Annotated in this window: 20 protein-coding genes; 16 read left to right on the top strand and 4 right to left on the bottom strand. The window is 67.5% G+C overall.

The genetic code is table 11. The features are described from left to right. Positions 1–1,401, bottom strand: a complete 1,401-nt coding sequence (locus NNX34_RS06000; protein ID WP_255765575.1) for an amidase — start codon at positions 1,399–1,401, stop codon at positions 1–3. A gap of 151 nt (positions 1,402–1,552) precedes the next feature. Between NNX34_RS06000 and NNX34_RS06005 the strand changes: the two genes are divergently transcribed. The 4 genes from NNX34_RS06005 to NNX34_RS06020 are packed head-to-tail and all read left to right on the top strand — an operon-like array spanning position 1,553 to position 4,234. Beyond that, the gene (locus NNX34_RS06005; protein WP_227920571.1) at positions 1,553–1,879 is read left to right on the top strand and encodes a rhodanese-like domain-containing protein; all 327 of its coding nucleotides are present in this window, start codon (positions 1,553–1,555) and stop codon (positions 1,877–1,879) included. Beyond that, positions 1,876–2,856 carry a prephenate dehydratase gene (gene pheA, locus NNX34_RS06010; protein WP_255765576.1) on the top strand — a complete coding sequence of 327 codons (981 nt, stop codon included), beginning with the start codon at positions 1,876–1,878 and terminating at the stop codon, positions 2,854–2,856. The genes NNX34_RS06005 and pheA overlap by 4 nt, the downstream gene beginning before the upstream one ends. 50 nt (positions 2,857–2,906) lie before the next feature. Continuing rightward, positions 2,907–3,881: a DNA topoisomerase IB gene (locus NNX34_RS06015; protein ID WP_255765577.1), complete on the top strand. Its 975-nt coding sequence runs from the start codon at positions 2,907–2,909 to the stop codon at positions 3,879–3,881. A gap of 35 nt (positions 3,882–3,916) precedes the next feature. Further along, positions 3,917–4,234 (top strand): hypothetical protein, encoded by a 318-nt coding sequence (locus NNX34_RS06020; protein ID WP_255765578.1) that lies wholly within the window; start codon positions 3,917–3,919, stop codon positions 4,232–4,234. A gap of 46 nt (positions 4,235–4,280) precedes the next feature. Here the strand turns inward: NNX34_RS06020 and NNX34_RS06025 are convergent, their stop codons facing one another. Then, a complete protein-coding gene (locus NNX34_RS06025) occupies positions 4,281–5,354 on the bottom strand; it encodes a diacylglycerol kinase family protein (protein ID WP_255765579.1) in 1,074 nt (357 codons plus the stop codon). A gap of 67 nt (positions 5,355–5,421) precedes the next feature. Here NNX34_RS06025 and serS point away from each other — a divergent pair, with 67 nt between their 5' ends. Both serS and NNX34_RS06035 read left to right on the top strand, forming a co-directional pair. Continuing rightward, positions 5,422–6,696 carry a serine--tRNA ligase gene (gene serS, locus NNX34_RS06030; RefSeq protein ID WP_255765580.1) on the top strand — a complete coding sequence of 425 codons (1,275 nt, stop codon included), beginning with the start codon at positions 5,422–5,424 and terminating at the stop codon, positions 6,694–6,696. A 141-nt stretch (positions 6,697–6,837) separates the two neighbouring features. Next, entirely contained in the window at positions 6,838–7,683 is an 846-nt protein-coding gene (locus NNX34_RS06035; RefSeq protein ID WP_255765581.1) for an HAD family hydrolase, read from the top strand. Between the two features lies 1 nt (position 7,684). On the opposite strand, the gene NNX34_RS06040 is transcribed toward NNX34_RS06035, so the two are convergent. Then, on the bottom strand, positions 7,685–8,320 hold the full coding sequence (locus NNX34_RS06040; RefSeq protein ID WP_255765582.1) for a hypothetical protein: 636 nt from the start codon (positions 8,318–8,320) through the stop codon (positions 7,685–7,687). A 75-nt stretch (positions 8,321–8,395) separates the two neighbouring features. Here NNX34_RS06040 and NNX34_RS06045 point away from each other — a divergent pair, with 75 nt between their 5' ends. After that, positions 8,396–8,608, top strand: a complete 213-nt coding sequence (locus tag NNX34_RS06045; RefSeq protein WP_255765583.1) for a hypothetical protein — start codon at positions 8,396–8,398, stop codon at positions 8,606–8,608. A gap of 81 nt (positions 8,609–8,689) precedes the next feature. On the opposite strand, the gene NNX34_RS06050 is transcribed toward NNX34_RS06045, so the two are convergent. After that, the gene (locus tag NNX34_RS06050) at positions 8,690–9,235 is read right to left on the bottom strand and encodes an inorganic diphosphatase (RefSeq protein WP_255765746.1); all 546 of its coding nucleotides are present in this window, start codon (positions 9,233–9,235) and stop codon (positions 8,690–8,692) included. A gap of 218 nt (positions 9,236–9,453) precedes the next feature. On the opposite strand from NNX34_RS06050, the gene dacB reads away from it, so the two are divergent. The 9 genes from dacB (at position 9,454) to folK (ending at position 18,657) form a co-directional block, all read left to right on the top strand. Then, positions 9,454–10,881 carry a D-alanyl-D-alanine carboxypeptidase/D-alanyl-D-alanine-endopeptidase gene (gene dacB, locus NNX34_RS06055; protein ID WP_255765584.1) on the top strand — a complete coding sequence of 476 codons (1,428 nt, stop codon included), beginning with the start codon at positions 9,454–9,456 and terminating at the stop codon, positions 10,879–10,881. A gap of 67 nt (positions 10,882–10,948) precedes the next feature. Beyond that, a complete protein-coding gene (locus NNX34_RS06060) occupies positions 10,949–12,133 on the top strand; it encodes a zinc-dependent metalloprotease (RefSeq protein WP_255765585.1) in 1,185 nt (394 codons plus the stop codon). 6 nt (positions 12,134–12,139) lie between these two features. Beyond that, complete coding sequence (gene tilS / locus NNX34_RS06065) at positions 12,140–13,303, top strand: tRNA lysidine(34) synthetase TilS (RefSeq protein WP_370647230.1); 1,164 nt, start codon at positions 12,140–12,142, stop codon at positions 13,301–13,303. A gap of 38 nt (positions 13,304–13,341) precedes the next feature. Beyond that, positions 13,342–13,893 carry a hypoxanthine phosphoribosyltransferase gene (gene hpt, locus NNX34_RS06070; protein WP_255765586.1) on the top strand — a complete coding sequence of 184 codons (552 nt, stop codon included), beginning with the start codon at positions 13,342–13,344 and terminating at the stop codon, positions 13,891–13,893. Positions 13,894–14,081: 188 nt separating this feature from the next. After that, positions 14,082–16,166 (top strand): ATP-dependent zinc metalloprotease FtsH, encoded by a 2,085-nt coding sequence (gene ftsH, locus NNX34_RS06075; RefSeq protein ID WP_255765587.1) that lies wholly within the window; start codon positions 14,082–14,084, stop codon positions 16,164–16,166. Between the two features lie 69 nt (positions 16,167–16,235). Further along, positions 16,236–16,850 (top strand): GTP cyclohydrolase I FolE, encoded by a 615-nt coding sequence (folE, locus tag NNX34_RS06080; protein WP_255765588.1) that lies wholly within the window; start codon positions 16,236–16,238, stop codon positions 16,848–16,850. 7 nt (positions 16,851–16,857) lie between these two features. After that, positions 16,858–17,763 (top strand): dihydropteroate synthase, encoded by a 906-nt coding sequence (gene folP, locus NNX34_RS06085; RefSeq protein WP_255765589.1) that lies wholly within the window; start codon positions 16,858–16,860, stop codon positions 17,761–17,763. 4 nt (positions 17,764–17,767) lie between these two features. Then, positions 17,768–18,169: a dihydroneopterin aldolase gene (folB, locus tag NNX34_RS06090; protein WP_255765590.1), complete on the top strand. Its 402-nt coding sequence runs from the start codon at positions 17,768–17,770 to the stop codon at positions 18,167–18,169. Further along, entirely contained in the window at positions 18,166–18,657 is a 492-nt protein-coding gene (gene folK / locus NNX34_RS06095; protein ID WP_255765591.1) for a 2-amino-4-hydroxy-6-hydroxymethyldihydropteridine diphosphokinase, read from the top strand. Before folB ends, folK begins: the two co-directional genes overlap by 4 nt.

Consider the following 18,657-nt stretch of genomic DNA (forward strand, 5'->3'; position numbering starts at 1 on the left):
TCAATAGCCCAGTTGGGCCGCCACGGCCAGCAGATCCGCTTCCGCACCGGGCCGCCCGATCAGCTGGATCCCCATGGGCAGTCCGTCCGCGGTATCCAGCACCGGCAGGGTAATCGCGGGAAGCCCGCAGACATTCACCATGGAGGTGAAGGGGGAGTACCGGCATTGCCTCGCGTAATCCTCGTCCGCCCGGTCACCGGCGCCGGCGTCGCCGCTGGCGTACCAGCCGAGGGGCCGCGGCGGCATTGCCAGGGTAGGCGTCAGGATCATGTCGTAGGCGCTGTACTGCCGGATGGTCTCGGCCTCGAAGGCGCGGAGGACCTCGACGGCGGACACCAGGTCCGCGGCACTGCGCTGAAGGGCGCGCTGACGCATGACGGCGGCCAGGTCGGTCAGCCGTTCTTCCCCGCCCGGTGCCAGGACGGCGGTGGCCAGCCCGGCCGTCCACACCACCTGGAACGCGTCCGGATACCGTTCGTCATAAACCAGGTCCGTGTCCAGCAGGTCGTGGCCGGCGCCGGTCAGGGCCGCGATACCGGCGTCGAGCGCCTGTACCGCCTCGGGATCAAGCCGGATCTCCAATCCGGATTCGAAGGGTGAACGGGTGCTGATCCCGATCCGGAACCTGCCCTCGGCCCGCAGTGCGGCCTCGAGGAAGGTTCCGGCGGCGGGGGCCGCGCTGGTGGCGCGGTAATTGGGTTCGTCGACCATCGCATCCAGCAGCAGTGCCGCATCCGCTGCATTCCGGGCCAGCGGGCCGGCCACCACGAACTGCCCCAGGTCCTGCTGCCCTGAGCCGGCCGGGATCCGCCCGCGGTTGGGCTTCAGGCCCACCAGTCCGGTGGCCGCCGCAGGGATGCGTACCGAGCCGCCGCCGTCGGTGCCCGGCGCAAAGGGAATCAATCCGGCGGCGACTGCGGCTGCGCTGCCGCCGGAGGATCCTCCGGGGCTGAGCCGCTGGTCGCGCGGGTTCCGCGCCGGCGGACCCACCCGGTTTTCGCTGTAGCTGCTGAGCCCGAATTCGGGGACCTGGGTCTTGCCGAGGCTGATCGCCCCGGCCCGGCGAAGGACGGCCGGCAGGGCCGCGTCCTCCCGGGCTGTCCACGGGTCCAGGGCCGTGCTGCCCATGGTGGTGCGCACGCCGGCCACATCGGTGAGGTCCTTGTGCGCCAGCGGCATTCCGTGCAGCAGGCCCAGTTCGCCGCCCCGGGCACGGTGTGCGTCCGCGGCCCGCGCCTCGGCGACGGCGAGTTCCGGCGTCGGCGTGAGGAAGGCACCCAATGCCGGGTTGAGCTCTTCGATGCGCCGCAGGTAGTGGTCCGTGGCTTCCTCCGCGCCGAGCCCGCCGGAGGCCAGGGCATCCCGGAGTTCGACGGCGGTCATCTCGTGGGGAGCGGGCATTGCGAGCCTTTCGGTGCGGGCGGCGTCCGGGCGTTTATTCTCTCGGACCGCGTCCCACTATAGGCTGGACAAAACGGCACCGTACGGCGGGCCCGGGCGTGCCCGGAACCGTGGTGCGGGGCGACATTTCCGTTCGACAGTGAGGGCAGCAATGAGTGAGATGCAGAGCGTAACCGTAGACACCATTCCCGAGGGCGCGAAGATCCTCGACGTACGGGAAGACTACGAGTGGGAGGCCGGCCACGTTGACGGCGCCCTCCACATCCCGCTCGACCGGCTGCCCGAGGCCCTGGACGATCTGGACCCGGACCAGGACCTTGCCGTCATCTGCCGCACCGGCGGCCGCAGTGCCCGGGCCACCCAGTGGCTGGAAGCCAACGGCTACTCCGCCGTCAACGTCAACGGCGGGATGGGTGCCTGGCTCGAGGCGGGGAAGCCCATGGTTTCCGACAACGGGCAGGAACCGACCGTTAAATGACGCATGCCGCCGACACCCAGACCGCCCCGCATCACCGCGGTCCGCTGGGGGAAACCGTGGTTTATGCCTACCTCGGTCCGGAGGGCACCTTTACGGAGGCTGCACTGCTGACCATTCCGGGCGCCCGGGACGCCATCCGCATTCCGGCGCCCAGCGTGAATTCCGCACTGGAAATGGTCCGCTCCGGGCAGGCCACCGCTGCAGTCGTGCCGATTGAAAACTCGGTGGAGGGCGGTGTCAGTGCCACCCTCGATGCGCTGTCCGCCGGTGCCTCGCTGCGGATCCTGAGGGAAATCCTGGTCCCCATCACCTTTGTCCTGGCGGTGCGGCCGGGGGTGGCCCTGGCGGACATCCGCACGGTTTCCACGCACACCCATGCCTGGGCGCAGTGCCGGGAATGGGCTGCGGGAAATATTCCCGCAGCGGAATACTTGCCCGCTTCCTCAACGGCAGCGGCAGCAGTAGGACTGAGCGAAGCCGATCCGTCCTTCGACGCGGCGATCTGCGCACCGCTGGTGGCGCAGCGGCTGGGGCTGGAAGTTCTGGCGGCGGACATCGGCGATGTCCGCGATGCCGTCACCCGATTCGTGATGATCAGCCAGCCCGGCCTGCTCCCCGAACCAACCGGCTCCGACAAGACCACCCTCGTAGTTCCCCTGCCGGAGGACCACCCGGGTGCCCTGATGGAAATCCTCGAGCAGTTCTCCACCCGCGGGGTGAACCTGAGCCGGATCGAGTCCCGTCCCACGGGTATGTTCCTCGGTGACTATTTCTTCAGCATCGACGCCGACGGCCACGTCGCGGATGCCCGGATGGCGGATGCATTGAAGGGCCTGCACCGGATCAGCCCGGAACTGCGTTTCCTGGGCTCCTATCCGCGGGCGGACCACCGCGAGTCGGAAATACCCCGGCACACCAGCGACGAGGCGTTCCGGGCCGCTGACATTTGGTTCGAGTCCCTGCTGAACGGATACTAGGGCTGGAAGCTGCGGCCGAACCGTTCCGCGGCGGGTGAAAGGGACGCACCATGGGCCGACTGCGGCGAAGCAACTGCGAACATCCCGGCTACTCCCGCCGGCGCTGGGGCAAGGGATTCAGTTACCGGGATGTCCGCGGAAACGTCATCACCGACCGCACGGTCGTGGCGCGGATCCGCTCGCTGGCCATTCCGCCGGCCTGGACGGATGTCTGGATCAGCCCGTACGCCAACGGCCACATCCAGGCGACGGGAACCGACGCCGCCGGACGTAAGCAGTACATGTACCACCCGCAGTGGCGTGAAATGAAGGACCGGGAAAAATTCGACCGCGCCCTCGCGTTCGCCCAGTCCCTTCCGGCGGCCCGCCGCCTGATCACCAAGCACCTGCGCGCCGAAGGCTGCGGCTCGGAACGCGCCCTGGCCGCAGCCCTGCGGATTGTCGACGCCGGCGCGCTGCGCGTGGGCGGCACCCGGTACGCGGACGCCAACGGGTCCTACGGCACCACCACCCTGCGGATCGAGCACGTGCGGCTGGACGGAACCGAAGTGCGTTTCGACTTCCCCGGCAAGAGCGGCCAGGAGTGGCACACCTCCATCAAGGACGCCGACCTCGCGGCGGCCCTCGAACCGATGCTCCGCCGCCCGGACGCGGACACGGCCCTGGCCTACCTCGGCGCGGACGGCGCCTGGCACAGCGTCGATGCCGCCCAGCTCAATGCCTTCCTGAGGGAGGTCACGGGCGGAGAATTCAGCGCCAAGGACTTCCGCACCTGGCAGGCCACGGTGGTGGCGGCCATGTCCCTGGCCCGGATGGCGCCGGCAGCCGCTACCAACCGGGCGAAGCGGAAGGCCGTGGCAGCAACTGCACGCGACGTGGCGGAGCACCTGGGCAACACCCCGGCAATCGCCCGCAAGTCCTACATTGATCCCCGGGTGGTGGACCGTTTCTTCGACGGCCAGGTCATCCCCGTGACGGGGTTCTCCGCCTCGGAGACCGCAACCCGGAACATGCTCGAGAATTAACCGGGTTTCCGCCGGGACCGGCAATAAGTATGCTGATGGAAGGCGCGCGCAGTATTGGCGCACTGGTCAACCACCCCAAGAAGGAAGGTGCCGGCATGAGCGAGTACCCGAACGAACAAGAGCAGCTCAAGGACCCGAAGCCCAGCGGTGTTTCCACCAATGACGATAACTACCGCGGCGATGTCGGCGACCAGGGCAACGACATCCGCTTTGCCGAGGAAGAGGCACTGATCCGCGAGCAGTCCTCCCCCAGCGAGGACGAAGGCGAGTACACCGACAAAGACGGTGCCAGGACGGACAAGGGCCGCGAAGGCGGTTACACCGACTCCGAGGGCACCCAGGACGGCAAGTAACGCCTTCCCCCGAAACGGCGCTGCACCCACCGGTGCGGCGCCGTTTTTATGCCTCCGGCGGCAGGACGGGCGAGGGCGGCACCCGGACCAGCAGGGCGCCGGCATCCACCTCCACCGCGATGGTGGTGGCCGGACCGGTCAGGTCGCCGTCGAGCTGGGTCTGCGTGGGTTCCGCGACGGTCACCGTGACTTTCCGGACCCGGTGGTGGCGGATCACCGGCAGGTCCTTGGGGTAGCGCGTCATCACTTTGCCTGCCACCCAGGCCCAGCCCAGGACGCTGCGCGGGCTGATGATGACGACGTCCAGCAGTCCGTCATCCACCACGGCGTCGGGAATGAAATCGATGCCGGCGGGCAGGCGTCCGGTATTGGCCACCAGCACGCTGTGCACGTTCTGTGACTGCGCCGGACCGTCGTCCAGGCTGACGGTCATCCGCGTGCGCCTCCCCGGCAGCAGCCGGACGCCGGCTTCGCTGTAGGCCAGCCAGCCCACCCGCTTCTTGAGTTCATCCCGGGTAGCGGCGATCACCTGGGCATCCAGGCCGATCCCGCCCATCACCAGGAACGCGTTGTGGGAACGCCCGCCGGTGGAGGCATCTTCGAGCACAATGTCCGCCATGTCGATCCGCCGCACGTCCCCGTGCAGGGCGTTACGGATGTTTCCCGCCAGGTCCGCCACCGAGATATCCAGGTTCCGTGCCAGCAGGTTGCCGGTGCCCAGCGGGATCAGGCCCAACGCTGCACCGGAATGCGCCACCGCGCGGGAGACTTCGCGGATGGTGCCGTCGCCGCCCGCGGCGAGGACGACGTCGGCCCCGGACTCCAGCGCCTGCAGCGCCTGGAGATAGCCCGGGCTGTCCACGGTGGTTTCCAGGATCAGCGGCGGATCCCAGCCCGCCAGCTCGCAGGAAGCCCTCAGCAGCTTCTCGGCGTCTGCAGCAAGCGCCTTGATCGGGTTGACGACCATCGCCACCCGCTGGTGGGCCGCTCCGCGCGGGGCGAACACCGCCGCGTCCGCTGCCGCCTGCCTCCTGCTTCGGGTGCCGGCAATGGCCCAGGTTGCGGCGGAGGCCAACAGGGCGGCGATGAGGACAAGGAGGAGGGTAATTTCAACGGGCATGATGCCTCCCAGAATAGCCGCCGCCCCGCAAAGCCAAGGCCGGGCGGGTTTTGGGTACTCTTGAGACGTGATCGATGTAAATGAGCTCCGCGAAAACCCCGAAAAATTCCGAGCCTCGCAGCGCGCCCGGCTGGCCGACGAGAGCCTTGTGGACGCGATCATTTCCGCTGACGCTTCCCGCCGCGACGCCCGGACCCGCTACGAGACCCTGCGTGCCGAGCAGAACGCCTTCGGCAAGCGCGTCGCCGCCGCGAAGGGCGAAGAGAAGCAGGCCCTCTTGGCCGAGGTGAAGGAACTGGCTGCCGCGGTGAAGGCCGCCGGCGCCGAAGCCGACGCCATCCAGGCGGAGTCCGATGCGCTGCTGCGCCGGATCCCCAACCTGGTGTCCGACGGCGTTCCCACCGGAGGCGAGGACGATTTCGAGGTCCTCAAGACCGTCGGCAACCCCCGCGACTTTGAGGCCGAGGGCTTCAAGCCCCGCGACCACCTGGAAATCGGCGAGCTGCTCGGCGCCATCGACATGGAACGCGGCGCCAAGGTCTCCGGCTCCCGTTTCTACTTCCTGCGCGGCGTCGGTGCCCGCCTGGAACTGGCACTGCTGAACATGGCCATGGACCAGGCGGTGAAGGCCGGATTCGTCCCGATGATCACCCCCACCCTGGTCCGCCCCGAGACGATGCAGGGCACCGGTTTCGACGTGGCGCACGACGCCGAGATCTACCGCCTGGCCGAAGACGACCTGTACCTGGTGGGCACGTCAGAGGTGCCGCTGGCCGGCTACCACGCCGACGAAATCCTTGAGCTGGACGGCGGACCGGTCCGCTACGCCGGCTGGTCCTCCTGCTACCGCCGCGAAGCCGGTTCGCACGGCAAGGACACCCGCGGCATCATCCGCGTCCACCAGTTCAACAAGGTGGAAATGTTTGTCTACACCCGGCCGGAGGACGCGGCGGAAGAGCACCGCCGGCTGCTGGCGTGGGAAGAGGAAATGCTGGCCAAGGTCGAACTGCCCTACCGGGTCATCGACACGGCGGCCGGCGATCTGGGCATGTCGGCGGCGCGGAAGTTCGACTGCGAGGCCTGGGTTCCCACCCAGAATGCCTACCGCGAGCTGACGTCCACCTCCAACTGCACCACCTTCCAGGCCCGGCGCCTGAACATCCGCGAACGCCAGGCCGAGGGCAAGGGCACCCGCGCGGTCGCCACCCTGAACGGAACGCTGGCCACCACCCGATGGATCGTCGCCATCCTGGAACACCACCAGAACCCGGACGGCTCGGTTAATGTCCCGGCTGCGCTTCAGCCGTACCTGGGCGGCCTGGAAGTCCTTCCGGTCCTCTAGCTCCTTCCCAAGCCGGCGGGACCGATGGGCACTGCCCTTCGGTCCCGCCGTCTTTTGCCCAGGCACGCAACCGCCGTCCGGCGGTACGTCCTGTGTCGGCTGTCCTAGCCGCCTTCCTTACCCATCTGCTTAGATAAAACGATGACAACTTTGAGTACCGCTGGCATCGAAGACCAGCGAACCCCTGACAAGCGGCACCTGGTGGCCCTCGACGTAGACGGAACCCTCGTGGACCACGACGGGCACATGTCCCCGGGCGTGCGCGGGGCCGCACGAAAGGCCCTGGCGGCAGGGCACCACCTGGTGGTGGCCACCGGCAGGTCTTACGGGGCCGCGTTGCCCATCCTCGAACTCCTGGGCCTGACCCGGGGATACTGCGTGTGCTCCAACGGTGCCGTGACCCTGCGCCTGGACCCCTCCCTCGAAGACGGCTACGAAGTAATGGACCGTGTGGTCTTCGACCCGAAACCGGCACTGGCCGCGCTGCGGGCGAAGCTTCCAACTGCAAAGTTCGCCCTGGAGGACGCTGAAGGGCGCTTCCTGTCCACCGAGCGATTCCAGGACGCCAGCTTCGGCGCCGAAGCCCTCGCCGTGGACTTCGAATCGATGCTGGAGGCACAGGCCGTACGCGTGGTGGTCTTCAGCACCGACAGCACCGCGGAGGAATTCGGCGAAGCGGTGGAGGCGATCGGCCTGCACGGCGTGACGTACTCGGTGGGCTGGACTGCCTGGCTGGATATCGCCGCGTCCGGTGTCACCAAGGCCAGCGCGCTGGAACTGGTCCGCCGCCGGCTGGAGGTCGATCCGACGCTGACCATTGCCCTGGGCGACGGCCGCAACGACATTGAGATGCTGGACTGGGCCGCCCGCGGAGTGGCCATGGGGCAGGCGCCGGACGAGGTCCTGGCAGCAGCCTCCGAGGTCACCGGCACGGTCTACGAGGACGGTGCGGCGAGCGTGCTGTCCAGCGTGCTGGACGAGTCCTAGCTCACGCCCGGTAGGGGAGCGCGGCCGGCGGAAGCGACGCCGGGCCGTAGACCAGTCCCAGCAGCCGCGCGGCGGCCGGACGGGTGGCCCATTCTTCACTCCAGTGGGACCGGACCACCGCCTTGCTCACGGCCTGCGCGGTGATCCCCAGCTCCTGGGCTACGAATTTCTGCTGCCCGCGCGCTCCCGGGGTCATGAGGTCCAGCACCTTCCACTCGGCCTCGGACCGGGCGGCCACAATCAGGCCCAGCAGGCGCAGCACGGCTTCCGCCTCCGCCGCCAGCTCCGCATCCGGCCCCTCCACCGCCAGCGGCACACGGTCGCCGGCGCGCTGGGCACGCTCCACGGCACGCCGCGAGTAGACCAGTCCGAAGCCCCGTGCGTCCATCAGATCCTCGGGCAGGGGAACCTGGAGCTCGCCGACACCCACCCCTACATGCCAGCGGCGCTGCCGGACCGCTGTCAGCGCGGCTTCCACCGCGGTGGCTGCATCCGTCAGCACCCCCTGGGCTTCGTCGCCGACGGTGCGCTGGAAGGGAACGGCAGCAGGCAGATGCCGAAGGGAGCGGATCAGGCCCGGAACCAGGTCCCCGACCTCGCGGGAGTCCCGCTGGTTGATGGTCAGCACAAAATGCATGGCATCAGCATGTCAGATTTCCGGGGAAAACAACCGAATCCGGTTGTGGCGCGCCCTAGCGGTAGAGTCGGGCGCATGACCAGCCAAGACCAAGCGCCCAGCCCGGATCGCCGCCCGCTGCTTCGCCTGCTGTTCGGAGCGGGCGTTGTCCTCCTGGGCGCGTGGGCGGCATGGCTGACGTCCAGCTGGATTGTCCTTGCGGCAGCCGTACTGGTGGCGGTTGTCCCGGCCAGGACCCACGCGGGAGACCTGCGCGCCTGGGCACGGCGCAAGGCACGCGGCAACTGACATTGCCGGGTTAAACGCCGACGGCGGCCGCCCCCGCGAAGGGCGCAGCCGCCGTCGTACCGGCAGGGCCGGTAGGAAGAACTAGTTGTTGACGGGGTTGGCGTCGACGTCGCGGCCCTGGGCCTCGTCCTCTTCGTGGCCTTCGCCGTGTGCCTTGAAGCGCTCCAGGGAGGCCCTGACCTCGGCTTCGGCGTCTTCGCGGCCGGCCCAGTCAGCGGCTTCAACCCACTTGCCCGGCTCGAGGTCCTTGTACTTCGTGAAGAAGTGCTTGATCTCGTCGAGCAGGAAGTCGGAGACGTCCGAGAGGTCCTGGATGTGGTTGAAGCGCGGGTCCACGGGAACGCAGAGAACCTTGGCGTCTCCGCCGCCGTCATCAACCATGTTGAACACGCCGATGGGGCGGGATTCCACCAGGACGCCGGGCATCAGGTCGAAGTCCTGCAGCATTACCAGCGCGTCCAGGGGATCGCCGTCCTCACCGAGGGTGTTCTCGAAGTACCCGTAGTGGGTGGGGTAGGCCATGGACGTGAACAGGACCCGGTCCAGGCGGAGGCGGTGGGTTTCGTGGTCAATTTCGTACTTGACCCGGGATCCCTTGGGGATCTCGATGGTGACGTCGAGCGTCATGGGCGTTTCGGACATTGCGACTCCTCACTGGCGTGGCCCGCGGAGGAACCACTGGAAAGATTTGGCTGGCGATCATGCGCCGGCATGCCCCGCGACCGGAAAGATGGGGGCGGGTGCCGGCGTCGGTCTAGTCTTAAAGATATATGTCCTGTGCACAGAACGTGTGCAGGGCCGGAACGGGCCGGGTAAGCCCGCGGAAAAGAAAGAGTCGGTGGGACATGTCTCGGATGTTCTCCGGCACTCTGCTGGCCCTGGCCTTCGCAGTGCTGCTGGTTCCGCTGGCCTGCTATGCCCTCCCGCCGGTTGCCCAGTCCCTGACCGAACCGCGGCTGCAGCGCGCCGAGGTGGTTCCGCGCTACCAGCAGGCACCCGTGAAGCTCACGGACAGGGCGCTGGTGTCTGCTCCGAAGGCGTCGGACCCGATGCCGGATGCGGAGCAGCTGGGGCGCCTGCTGGACGCAGAACTGGCCGTGGACGGCAGCGGCACCTTCTCCGCCGTGGTGCAGGACGTGCTCACCGGCACGGTGCTTTATGAGCGCGACGGCGCCGCCGGGCTGGCCCCCGCCTCAAGCCTCAAGGTCCTGACTGCCGCCGCGGCGCTGTCCGCGATGGACGGCGGGACACGCTTTCCCACCATCGCACTGCCGGGAGAGGACCCCGGCACGGTGGTCCTGCGCGGAGGCGGCGATGTGCTGCTCACCGCTGGAGAGTCGGACCCCGATTCCGTGGCGGGCCACGCCGGGCTGGCCACCCTGGCCGAAAAGACCGCCGCGGCGCTTTCCGACAAGGAAACCGCAGGCCCAGTGAAGGTGCTGGTGGATGATTCGCTGTTCACCGGCCCGGCGCTCTCGGACGCGTGGGGGGAAGCCGACGTCGCGGCCGGGGAGATCGCCCCGATCCATTCCCTTGCGGTGAGCTCGGCGTGGGCAGAGGAGGGCACCGGGCCTGGGCCCCGCGTCGACGACGCCGCCCTGTCCGCCGGTGAGTCCTACCGCGCCGCGCTGGCTGCCGCCCTGGCACCCAAGGGCATCGACGTCGAGCTGTCTGTTGAACGCGGCGCCGCTCCGGCAGGTGCTGTTGCCCTCGCCGAGGTCCGTTCCGCACCGCTGGCCGAACAGGTCGACTACATGCTGCTGAACTCGGACAACTACCTGGCGGAGGTACTGGCCCGGCTCAGCGCCGCTGCGACGGACCGGGAGGCATCCTTTGCCGGGGGAATCGAAACCGTTGTCGCCGAAGTGACCGCCCTTGGCGTGGACACCGGAGCAATGGTGCTCGGGGATACCAGCGGCCTGTCCGGTGAAACCTCAGTGTCCGCCTCGCAGTTGAACTCGCTGATGCGGATCCTCCTCACCACCACCGACCCCGATTTGCGCGCGGTGGCGGGCGGGCTGCCCGTTGCGGCCCTGAGCGGAACGCTGGCCGGGCGGTATGACGAGACCGCCGATTCCGGAGCGGCGGGAATTGTGCGGGCCAAGACGGGAACCCTGCTGGCGGTCACCGCGCTGACCGGGTACGCCGCCGACGCCGACGGCAGGGTCCTGGCCTTCACCTTCATAGCCAGCGGCCTGGACGGAAACACCCAGCAGGCACGGGACGCGGTGGATTCCGCCGCCGCGGTGCTGGCCGGATGCGGCTGCCGCTGACGAAACAAGGACGGTTCCTTCCCCCGAGGTGGTGTGGCGCCGGAAGCCAATGTGGTCGAATGGAGCAATGGAGAGCAACGAGCGAAGCCGTCCGACCCCCGTCCCCGCGCCTTCCGCCCCTGCAGGGCAAAATACCGACGCCCACCCGTCTGCCGGCGGGGCGCCGTCCCTGGTGAACTGGGACCTGGCCGCTTCCACCGCTGCGGCCATGGTGGCGCCCGGACCGAAGATGTCCGCCCGCGAGATCCGTGACGCCGTGGCGGACCTGCGGGCCGCCGCCGACGCCTCCGTTGCGCACGTCCACCGCATCACCGGCCTGGACGCCGCCCGGGACCTGCGGGATTCGGACGTGCTGATTGTGGACCGGGCATCCTGGGCCCGCGCCAACTCGCAGAGCTTCTCGGTGCTGATGGGCCCGGCCCTGCAGCACCTGGCCGAAACCCGGCCGGAACAGCTGGCCGCCGCCAACACCGCACTGGGCGGAACCATGACCGGTGCGCAGCTGGGCACTATCCTCGCCTTCCTCTCGAGCAAGGTCCTGGGCCAGTACGATCCCTTCGCCGCGCTGGGCGGTGTCGGCAAACCCGGCGGGCGGCTGCTGCTGGTGGCCCCGAACATCGTCACGCTGGAACGCGAACTGAACGTGGAACCCGCGGACTTCCGCCTCTGGGTCTGCCTGCACGAGCAGACGCACCGGGTGCAGTTCGCGGCCGCTCCCTGGCTGCGCGGGCACATGCTGGAGCAGATCAGCCAGCTCTCCAACGGCATGATGGACAAGGCGCAGACCATTTCCGAGCGGCTGGGCTCCGCCGTGAAGGCGCTGGCAGCTCCCAAGGGCGGCGTGGACGCCGACGGCGTGCCGCACAAGTCCGTGGACCTGCTCTCCCTGCTGCAGGATCCGGAGGACAAGGAACGCCTCTCGCACCTGACGGCCGTGATGTCGCTTCTGGAAGGCCACGCGAACGTGGTGATGGACGCCGTGGATGCGAGCATCGTGCCCAGCGTCAAGACCATCCGGCAGCGGTTCAACAACCGCGGCGCCAAGCGCACCTGGATTGACCGCTTCTTCCGCCAGATCATGGGGTTGGATGCCAAGATGCGCCAGTACAGCGACGGCGCGCGCTTTGTCCGCGCCGTCACCGACCGGGTGGGCATGGAAGGCTTCAACCGGGTGTGGGAGCGCCCCGAAAACCTCCCGACCGAAGCGGAGATCCACTCCGCAGACCTATGGATTGCCCGGATGGGACTGTAACCGCACGTGCTCGACGAAAACTCCAACGACTCCAACAACTCCAACCACACCGCCTCCACAGCGGACACCGCGGCACATGCCGCCGCCCGGCCCGTGCCGCGGGTGCGCAAACGGCTCCTTCCGACGCTGGGGGATGCCCGGAACAGCATCCGTGACACCCTGCGCGACGCCGGCCTGGCCCCGGGCGGAGACCGTCCGCCGCTGATCCTGGTGGCCTGCAGCGGCGGGCCCGACTCCCTTGCCCTGGCGCTGGCCGCCTCGTTCTTCTCCCGGCGGGGGGACTACCGGGTGGGCGCCGTCGTCGTTGATCACTCCCTGCAGCCGGGCAGTGCAGACGTGGCCGCCTCTGCGCGGGGCAAGCTGGAAGGGATGGGCCTGGAACCCGTCCTCGTGCGGAAAGTGGAAGTGCCGGCCTCCGGCATGGGGCCCGAAGCGGCGGCACGCACGGTCCGTTATGCCGCCCTGGACGCCGCAGTGGAGGAACTGGACGCCGACGCCGTCCTGCTTGGCCATACCCTTGACGACCAGGCCGAGCAGGTGCTGCTGGGCCTGATGCGCGGTTCCGGCACCCGGTCCCTGGCCGGCATGCCCGCTGTACGCGGAAAATACCTGCGGCCCTTCCTGGGCCTGCGCCGCGAACAGACGGTCGAGATCTGCGAGCATGCCGGGCTGGACCCCTGGCACGATCCCAGCAACCGGGATCCCGCGTACGCCCGGTCCCGGGTCCGTACCGAAGTGCTGCCGTTCCTGGAAGAAAAGCTGGGCCCCGGCATCGCCGAAGCCCTGTTCCGTTCCTCACGTATCCTCTCCGCCGACGCCGACTATCTGGACGCCGTCGCGGCGCAGGCCTTTGCGGAGCTGCGCGTCGCCGGTCCGGCCGGTGACGTCCCGGATTCCGGGGAGCTGCTGCTGCCCGAAGAGCAGCTGCGGAACCTTGCCCCTGCCGTCCGCCAGCGCGTATTGGCCCTCGCCGCGCTCGAACTCGGCGGTGCGCAGCCGAGCTACGAGCGCCTCGCGGCGGTCCAGTCGCTGCTGCGGCGAACCGGGTCGGCGGGACCCGTCCAGCTGGTGGGGAAAGTCAGTGTCTACCGCCAGCCGCGCGCTAAAACGGTTCACCACGGCGGCTCAAGCTATGGCAATCTTGTGTTTAGGAAAAAGAGCAGCACCTAAAATCCAAAGCTGCAACACCTCGCACCCGGGAGTCATTCGTGGATTCACACGACGTCCAGTCAGATCTCAAGCACGTTCTCTACACCAAGGAACAGATCCAAACCCGGATCAATGAACTGGCGGCCGAAATTGACCGCGACTACGCCGGCCGCGACGTCCTGCTGGTTGGCGTGCTCAAGGGAGCCGTGATGGTTATGGCTGACCTCTCCCGCGCCCTGCACAGCCACGTCACCATGGACTGGATGGCAGTGTCCTCCTACGGCTCCGGCACGCAGTCCTCCGGCGTCGTGCGCATCCTCAAGGACCTTGAGACGGACCTGCTCGGCAAGCACGTGCTGATTGTCGAGGACATCATCGACTCCGGCCTCACGCTCTCCTGGCTGCGCACCAACCTGGAATCCCGCGGACCGGCCAGCGTGGAAATCTGCACCCTGCTGCGCAAGCCGGAGGCAGCCAAGGTGGAAATCGACGTTAAGTATGTCGGTTATGAAATCCCAAACGAGTTCGTGGTCGGTTTCGGCCTGGACTTTGCAGAGCGGTACCGCAACCTGGACTTCATCGGCACCCTCGCGCCGCACGTTTACGAATAACGGTTTCCGGCCCCGTTCCTCCCCGTCCCCGACAAGGGACCGTCACGGATGCAACGCTCTACGCCCTGAGGGAACTAATCCCTTCCCCTGACCGTGTTCTTCTGAGGGACGGTGTATAGCTAGTAGGTAAATTCCGCGCATACCAGCGTTGTTGACCAGGAGGGACGGGGCATTAGCCCTGACGACGAATGAAATCCAAGAACTTCTTCAAGGGGCCGGTCATTTGGATCGCGCTGGCATTGGCCGCTCTTTTGATCCTTGTGCCGAGCCTTACTGCCACCAGGGCCACGCAAGTGGACACCAAGGAAGGCATAGAGCTTCTCGACCAGGACAAAGTCTCGCAGGCGAAGATCTATGACGGCGAGCAGCGGGTCGACCTGACATTGAATGACAGCGGCGTTGATGACAAGGGCGTCACTGACGTCCAGTTCTACTTCAGCACTGCGCGCGGCGAGGAAATAGTCCAGGCGGTCAACGATTCCGGCGCAAACTACACGGACCAGCCGGTGCAGACCAACTGGTTCACCAGCTTCCTCGGATTGTTCCTGCCGTTCATCATCATCGGCCTGATTTTCTGGTTCCTGATGTCCCGCATGCAGGGCGGCGGCTCCCAGGTCATGAAGTTCGGCAAGTCCAAGGCCAAGCTGACCAACAAGGACATGCCCCAGGTAACCTTCGACGACGTCGCGGGCGCCGACGAAGCCGTCGAGGAGCTCCACGAGATCAAGGAATTCCTGCAGGATCCGGGCAAGTTCCAGGCCGTGGGCGCAAAGATCCCCAAGGGCGTGCTGCTTTACGGCCCTCCCGGCACCGGCAAGACCCTGCTGGCCCGTGCCGTCGCCGGCGAGGCCGGTGTGCCGTTCTACTCGATCTCCGGCTCGGACTTCGTTGAAATGTTCGTAGGTGTGGGTGCCTCCCGCGTCCGCGACCTCTTCGAGCAGGCCAAGTCCAACGCCCCTGCCATCATCTTCGTGGACGAGATCGACGCCGTCGGCCGCCACCGCGGCGCCGGCGTTGGCGGCGGAAACGACGAACGCGAGCAGACGCTGAACCAGCTGCTGGTGGAAATGGACGGTTTTGACGGCAACACCAACGTCATCCTGATCGCTGCCACCAACCGGCCCGACGTCCTGGACCCGGCACTGCTGCGTCCGGGCCGCTTCGACCGCCAGATCGGCGTCGAGGCACCCGACATGCAGGGCCGCCTGCACATCCTGCAGGTCCATGCCAAGGGCAAGCCGATGGCTCCCGGCGTGGATCTCGAAACCGTTGCCCGCAAGACGCCGGGCTTCACCGGTGCGGACCTGGCCAACGTGCTCAACGAAGCGGCGCTGCTGACCGCCCGCTCCAATGCGGACCTCATTGACGACCGCGCACTGGACGAGGCCATCGACCGCGTGATCGCCGGCCCGCAGAAGCGCAGCCGCGTGATGAAGGAACTGGAACGCAAGATCACCGCCTATCACGAAGGCGGACACGCCCTGGTGGCTGCGGCACTGCGGAACACGGACCCGGTCACCAAGGTGACCATCCTGCCGCGCGGCCGGGCACTCGGCTACACCATGGTCCTGCCGCAGGACGACAAGTACTCGATCACGCGCAACGAGCTCCTGGACCAGCTCGCCTACGCAATGGGCGGCCGCGTCGCCGAAGAGATCGTCTTCCACGATCCCTCCACCGGGGCCTCCAACGACATCGAAAAGGCCACGTCCACGGCCCGGAAGATGGTCACCCAGTACGGCATGAGCGAGCGGATCGGTTCGGTCAAGCTCGGCTCCGGCGGCGGAGAGCCGTTCCTGGGCCGGGACATGGGCCAGGAACGCAACTACTCCGACCAGGTGGCCTATGTGGTTGACGAGGAGGTTCGGCGCCTGCTGGACAACGCGCATGACGAGGCGTACCAGATCCTCACCGAGAACCGCGACGTCCTCGACCGGCTCGCGTTGGAGCTGCTGGAGCGGGAAACCCTGAACCAGGCGGAGATCGCCGAGGTCTTCTCCGATGTGCGCAAGCGCGATGTCCGCGAGGTCTGGCTGTCCAAGCCCACTCGCCCCGTCCACAGCATGCCGCCGGTGGTCTCGCAGAAGGAACGGCGCCAGGCCAAGGAAATCGGTGCCCCGGATCCGGCCTCGGTTGCTCCGCAGGACCAGATTGCCGACGCCGACCTGCCGCAGGACTTCGATGTGTCCAGCAATGGCCTGCCCAAGGGCAGCGGGAACGGCAGCCATCCCGGCCGGAGCGGAAGCAACGGCAGCACGCCCCCCGAGGCGTAGGTCCGGGCGGCCCTGCGGGGCCGCCCGGCATAGCCGGGGAACGAAGTACCGGCGCGATAGGATCGACCAGTGACGGATTTCGATGATGAACTACTGACCGCCGAAGCGGCAGCGGATTCCCCGGTGGATCAGCCAAGGATTGAACGGGCGGTCCGGGAGATCCTCCTCGCGATCGGGGAGGACCCGGACCGCGACGGTTTAAGGGAAACCCCCAGCCGGGTGGCCAAGTCCTATACCGAGATCTTCAGCGGCCTGCACCAGAGCCCCTCGGACCTGCTGGCAACCACTTTTGACCTGGACCACGAAGAAATGGTCCTGGTCAAGGACATTCCCTTTTATTCCACCTGCGAGCACCATCTGGTGCCGTTCCACGGCACCGCGCACATCGGCTACATCCCCTCCCATGAGGGCAAGGTGACCGGCCTGTCGAAGCTCGCCCGGCTGGTAGACATCTACGCCCGGCGGCCCCAGGTCCAGGAGCGGTTGACCACCCAGATCGTGGACGCACTGATGACCAATCTTTCCCCCCGCGGTGCCATAGTGGTTATTGAATGCGAGCACCTGTGCATGTCGATGCGCGGGGTGCGCAAGCCAGGCGCCAAGACCGTGACCTCGGCGGTGCGCGGCCAACTGCGCGAGACCGCAACCCGGGCCGAAGCAATGAGCCTGATACTAGGACGATAGGACCACCATGGATTCACTCGCTGCCGCACCCGGCACAGGACCGGCAACCTCTCCGTTGCCCGTACTGCGGCCCACCCGCAAGGCGCGCAGGCTTTCCGACCTTCCCACTGACCGCACCCTGGTTATGGGTGTCCTCAACGTCACGCCGGATTCCTTCAGCGACGGCGGGCAATTCGCCGATACCGACGCGGCAATCCGTGCGGGGCTGAAGATGCACTACGAAGGCGCCGACATCATCGACGTCGGCGGTGAATCCACCCGGCCGGATTCCGTCCGCGTCTCCCCGGAAGCGGAGCAGGAGCGGGTTCTGCCCGTGGTCGAGGCCCTGGTCCGTGCAGGAGCCCTCGTCAGCATCGACACCATGAATGCGGCCACGGCGGAAAAGGCGATTGAGGCCGGCGCCGCGATCATCAATGACGTGTCCGGCACCGAAACCGATCCCGGGATGCCCGGGCTTGTTGCCCGTACGGGGGTCTCGTACATCCTTATGCACAGCCGCGGCAACGTCCGCAGCAATGACCCCAACGCCAGCTACGCCGATGTGGTCGAAGAGGTGGCAGCGGAAATGCTGAAGGTCCGTGACCGGTTCTACGCCGCCGGTGCGGCCCCCGAACAGATCATCCTCGACCCCGGACTGGGCTTCTCCAAGGACGGCGAACACAACTGGCAGTTGCTGCGCGGAATCGACCGTCTCAACGCCTTGGGCCACCGCGTCCTTATCGGTGCATCCCGCAAGCGTTTCCTTGGCTCGCTGCTCACCAGCTACGGGAAGGCGGCCCAGCCGCTGGAACGCGACAACGCTACGGTCGCGGTGACTGCGCTGGCGGCGTCCGCCGGCGTCTGGGCCGTGCGCGTGCACAACGTGCCGGCCAGCCTTGATGCCGTAAAAGTCGCCGCGGCATGGAAAGGGTAGCCGGATGCTGAGCACCGGAGTTTCCGGAACGGCCCCCGGAACACGGGACCGGATCACGCTGAGCGGCATCACTGCCACCGGTTTCCACGGTGTCTTCCCCCACGAGCGGCGGGACGGCCAGCCCTTCGTTGTGGATCTGGTCCTGTTTGCCGATCTGCGGCCGGCAGCGGCCACGGATGACCTGACCCTGACGGCGCATTACGGCGAGGTTGCCGAACGCGTAGTGCAGATCATCACCGGGGAACCGCTGAACCTGATCGAGGCGCTGGCGGGCCGGATTGCGGACGCCGTCTTGGCTTCCTTCTCCGTCCTTGCCGCAGTTGAGGTCACGGTGCATAAGCCGAAGGCGCCGATCACGGTGGAATTCGGCGACGTCGCGGTGACCGTCCACCGGGAGCGCGCATGACTGCGGTCCATTGCGTCCTTGCCCTTGGAAGCAACCTCGGCGAAAGCCGGGACACCCTCTCCACGGCGGTAGCGGACCTGGCCGACCATCCGCAGGTAGGGCTGAGCGCCGTATCCCCCGTGGTCCGCACACGTCCGGTCGGCGGCCCTGAACAGCCCGACTACCTCAACCTCGTGGTGGCGATCGAAACCGAACTCGAACCGCACGCCCTGCTCGCGCACTGCCAGGCCGTCGAGGCACGCCACCACCGCGAACGCATTGTCCGCTGGGGCCCGCGGACCCTCGACGTCGACATCATCACGTACGGGGACCTGCGGCTGGACGATGAGGACCTCACCATTCCGCACCCCCGTGCCGCCGTGAGGGCCTTTGTCCTGCAGCCCTGGGCCTGGATGGAACCCGACGCCCGGCTGGACTCAGTGCCCGTGGCCGAGCTGGCCGCCCGTGCCGAGGACCTCCCCGGACTCGAAGTCTTCGAAGGAGAATGA

It is taken from the genome of Arthrobacter sp. zg-Y1116, assembly GCF_024385485.1.
In the GTDB taxonomy this organism is placed as follows: Bacteria; Actinomycetota; Actinomycetes; order Actinomycetales; family Micrococcaceae; genus Arthrobacter_B.

Coding starts and splice junctions, on each gene's coding strand:
- dacB (WP_255765584.1), top strand. CDS start 9,454: ATGTCTCGGATGTTCTCCGGCACTCTGCTGGCCCTGGCCTTCGCAGTG.
- NNX34_RS06060 (WP_255765585.1), top strand. CDS start 10,949: ATGGAGAGCAACGAGCGAAGCCGTCCGACCCCCGTCCCCGCGCCTTCC.
- NNX34_RS06000 (WP_255765575.1), bottom strand. CDS start 1,401: ATGCCCGCTCCCCACGAGATGACCGCCGTCGAACTCCGGGATGCCCTG.
- NNX34_RS06035 (WP_255765581.1), top strand. CDS start 6,838: ATGACAACTTTGAGTACCGCTGGCATCGAAGACCAGCGAACCCCTGAC.
- NNX34_RS06050 (WP_255765746.1), bottom strand. CDS start 9,235: ATGACGCTCGACGTCACCATCGAGATCCCCAAGGGATCCCGGGTCAAG.
- NNX34_RS06020 (WP_255765578.1), top strand. CDS start 3,917: ATGGAAGGCGCGCGCAGTATTGGCGCACTGGTCAACCACCCCAAGAAG.
- NNX34_RS06040 (WP_255765582.1), bottom strand. CDS start 8,320: ATGCATTTTGTGCTGACCATCAACCAGCGGGACTCCCGCGAGGTCGGG.
- folK (WP_255765591.1), top strand. CDS start 18,166: ATGACTGCGGTCCATTGCGTCCTTGCCCTTGGAAGCAACCTCGGCGAA.
- NNX34_RS06015 (WP_255765577.1), top strand. CDS start 2,907: ATGGGCCGACTGCGGCGAAGCAACTGCGAACATCCCGGCTACTCCCGC.
- ftsH (WP_255765587.1), top strand. CDS start 14,082: ATGAAATCCAAGAACTTCTTCAAGGGGCCGGTCATTTGGATCGCGCTG.
- pheA (WP_255765576.1), top strand. CDS start 1,876: ATGACGCATGCCGCCGACACCCAGACCGCCCCGCATCACCGCGGTCCG.
- NNX34_RS06005 (WP_227920571.1), top strand. CDS start 1,553: ATGAGTGAGATGCAGAGCGTAACCGTAGACACCATTCCCGAGGGCGCG.
- NNX34_RS06025 (WP_255765579.1), bottom strand. CDS start 5,354: ATGCCCGTTGAAATTACCCTCCTCCTTGTCCTCATCGCCGCCCTGTTG.
- folP (WP_255765589.1), top strand. CDS start 16,858: ATGGATTCACTCGCTGCCGCACCCGGCACAGGACCGGCAACCTCTCCG.
- NNX34_RS06045 (WP_255765583.1), top strand. CDS start 8,396: ATGACCAGCCAAGACCAAGCGCCCAGCCCGGATCGCCGCCCGCTGCTT.
- folB (WP_255765590.1), top strand. CDS start 17,768: ATGCTGAGCACCGGAGTTTCCGGAACGGCCCCCGGAACACGGGACCGG.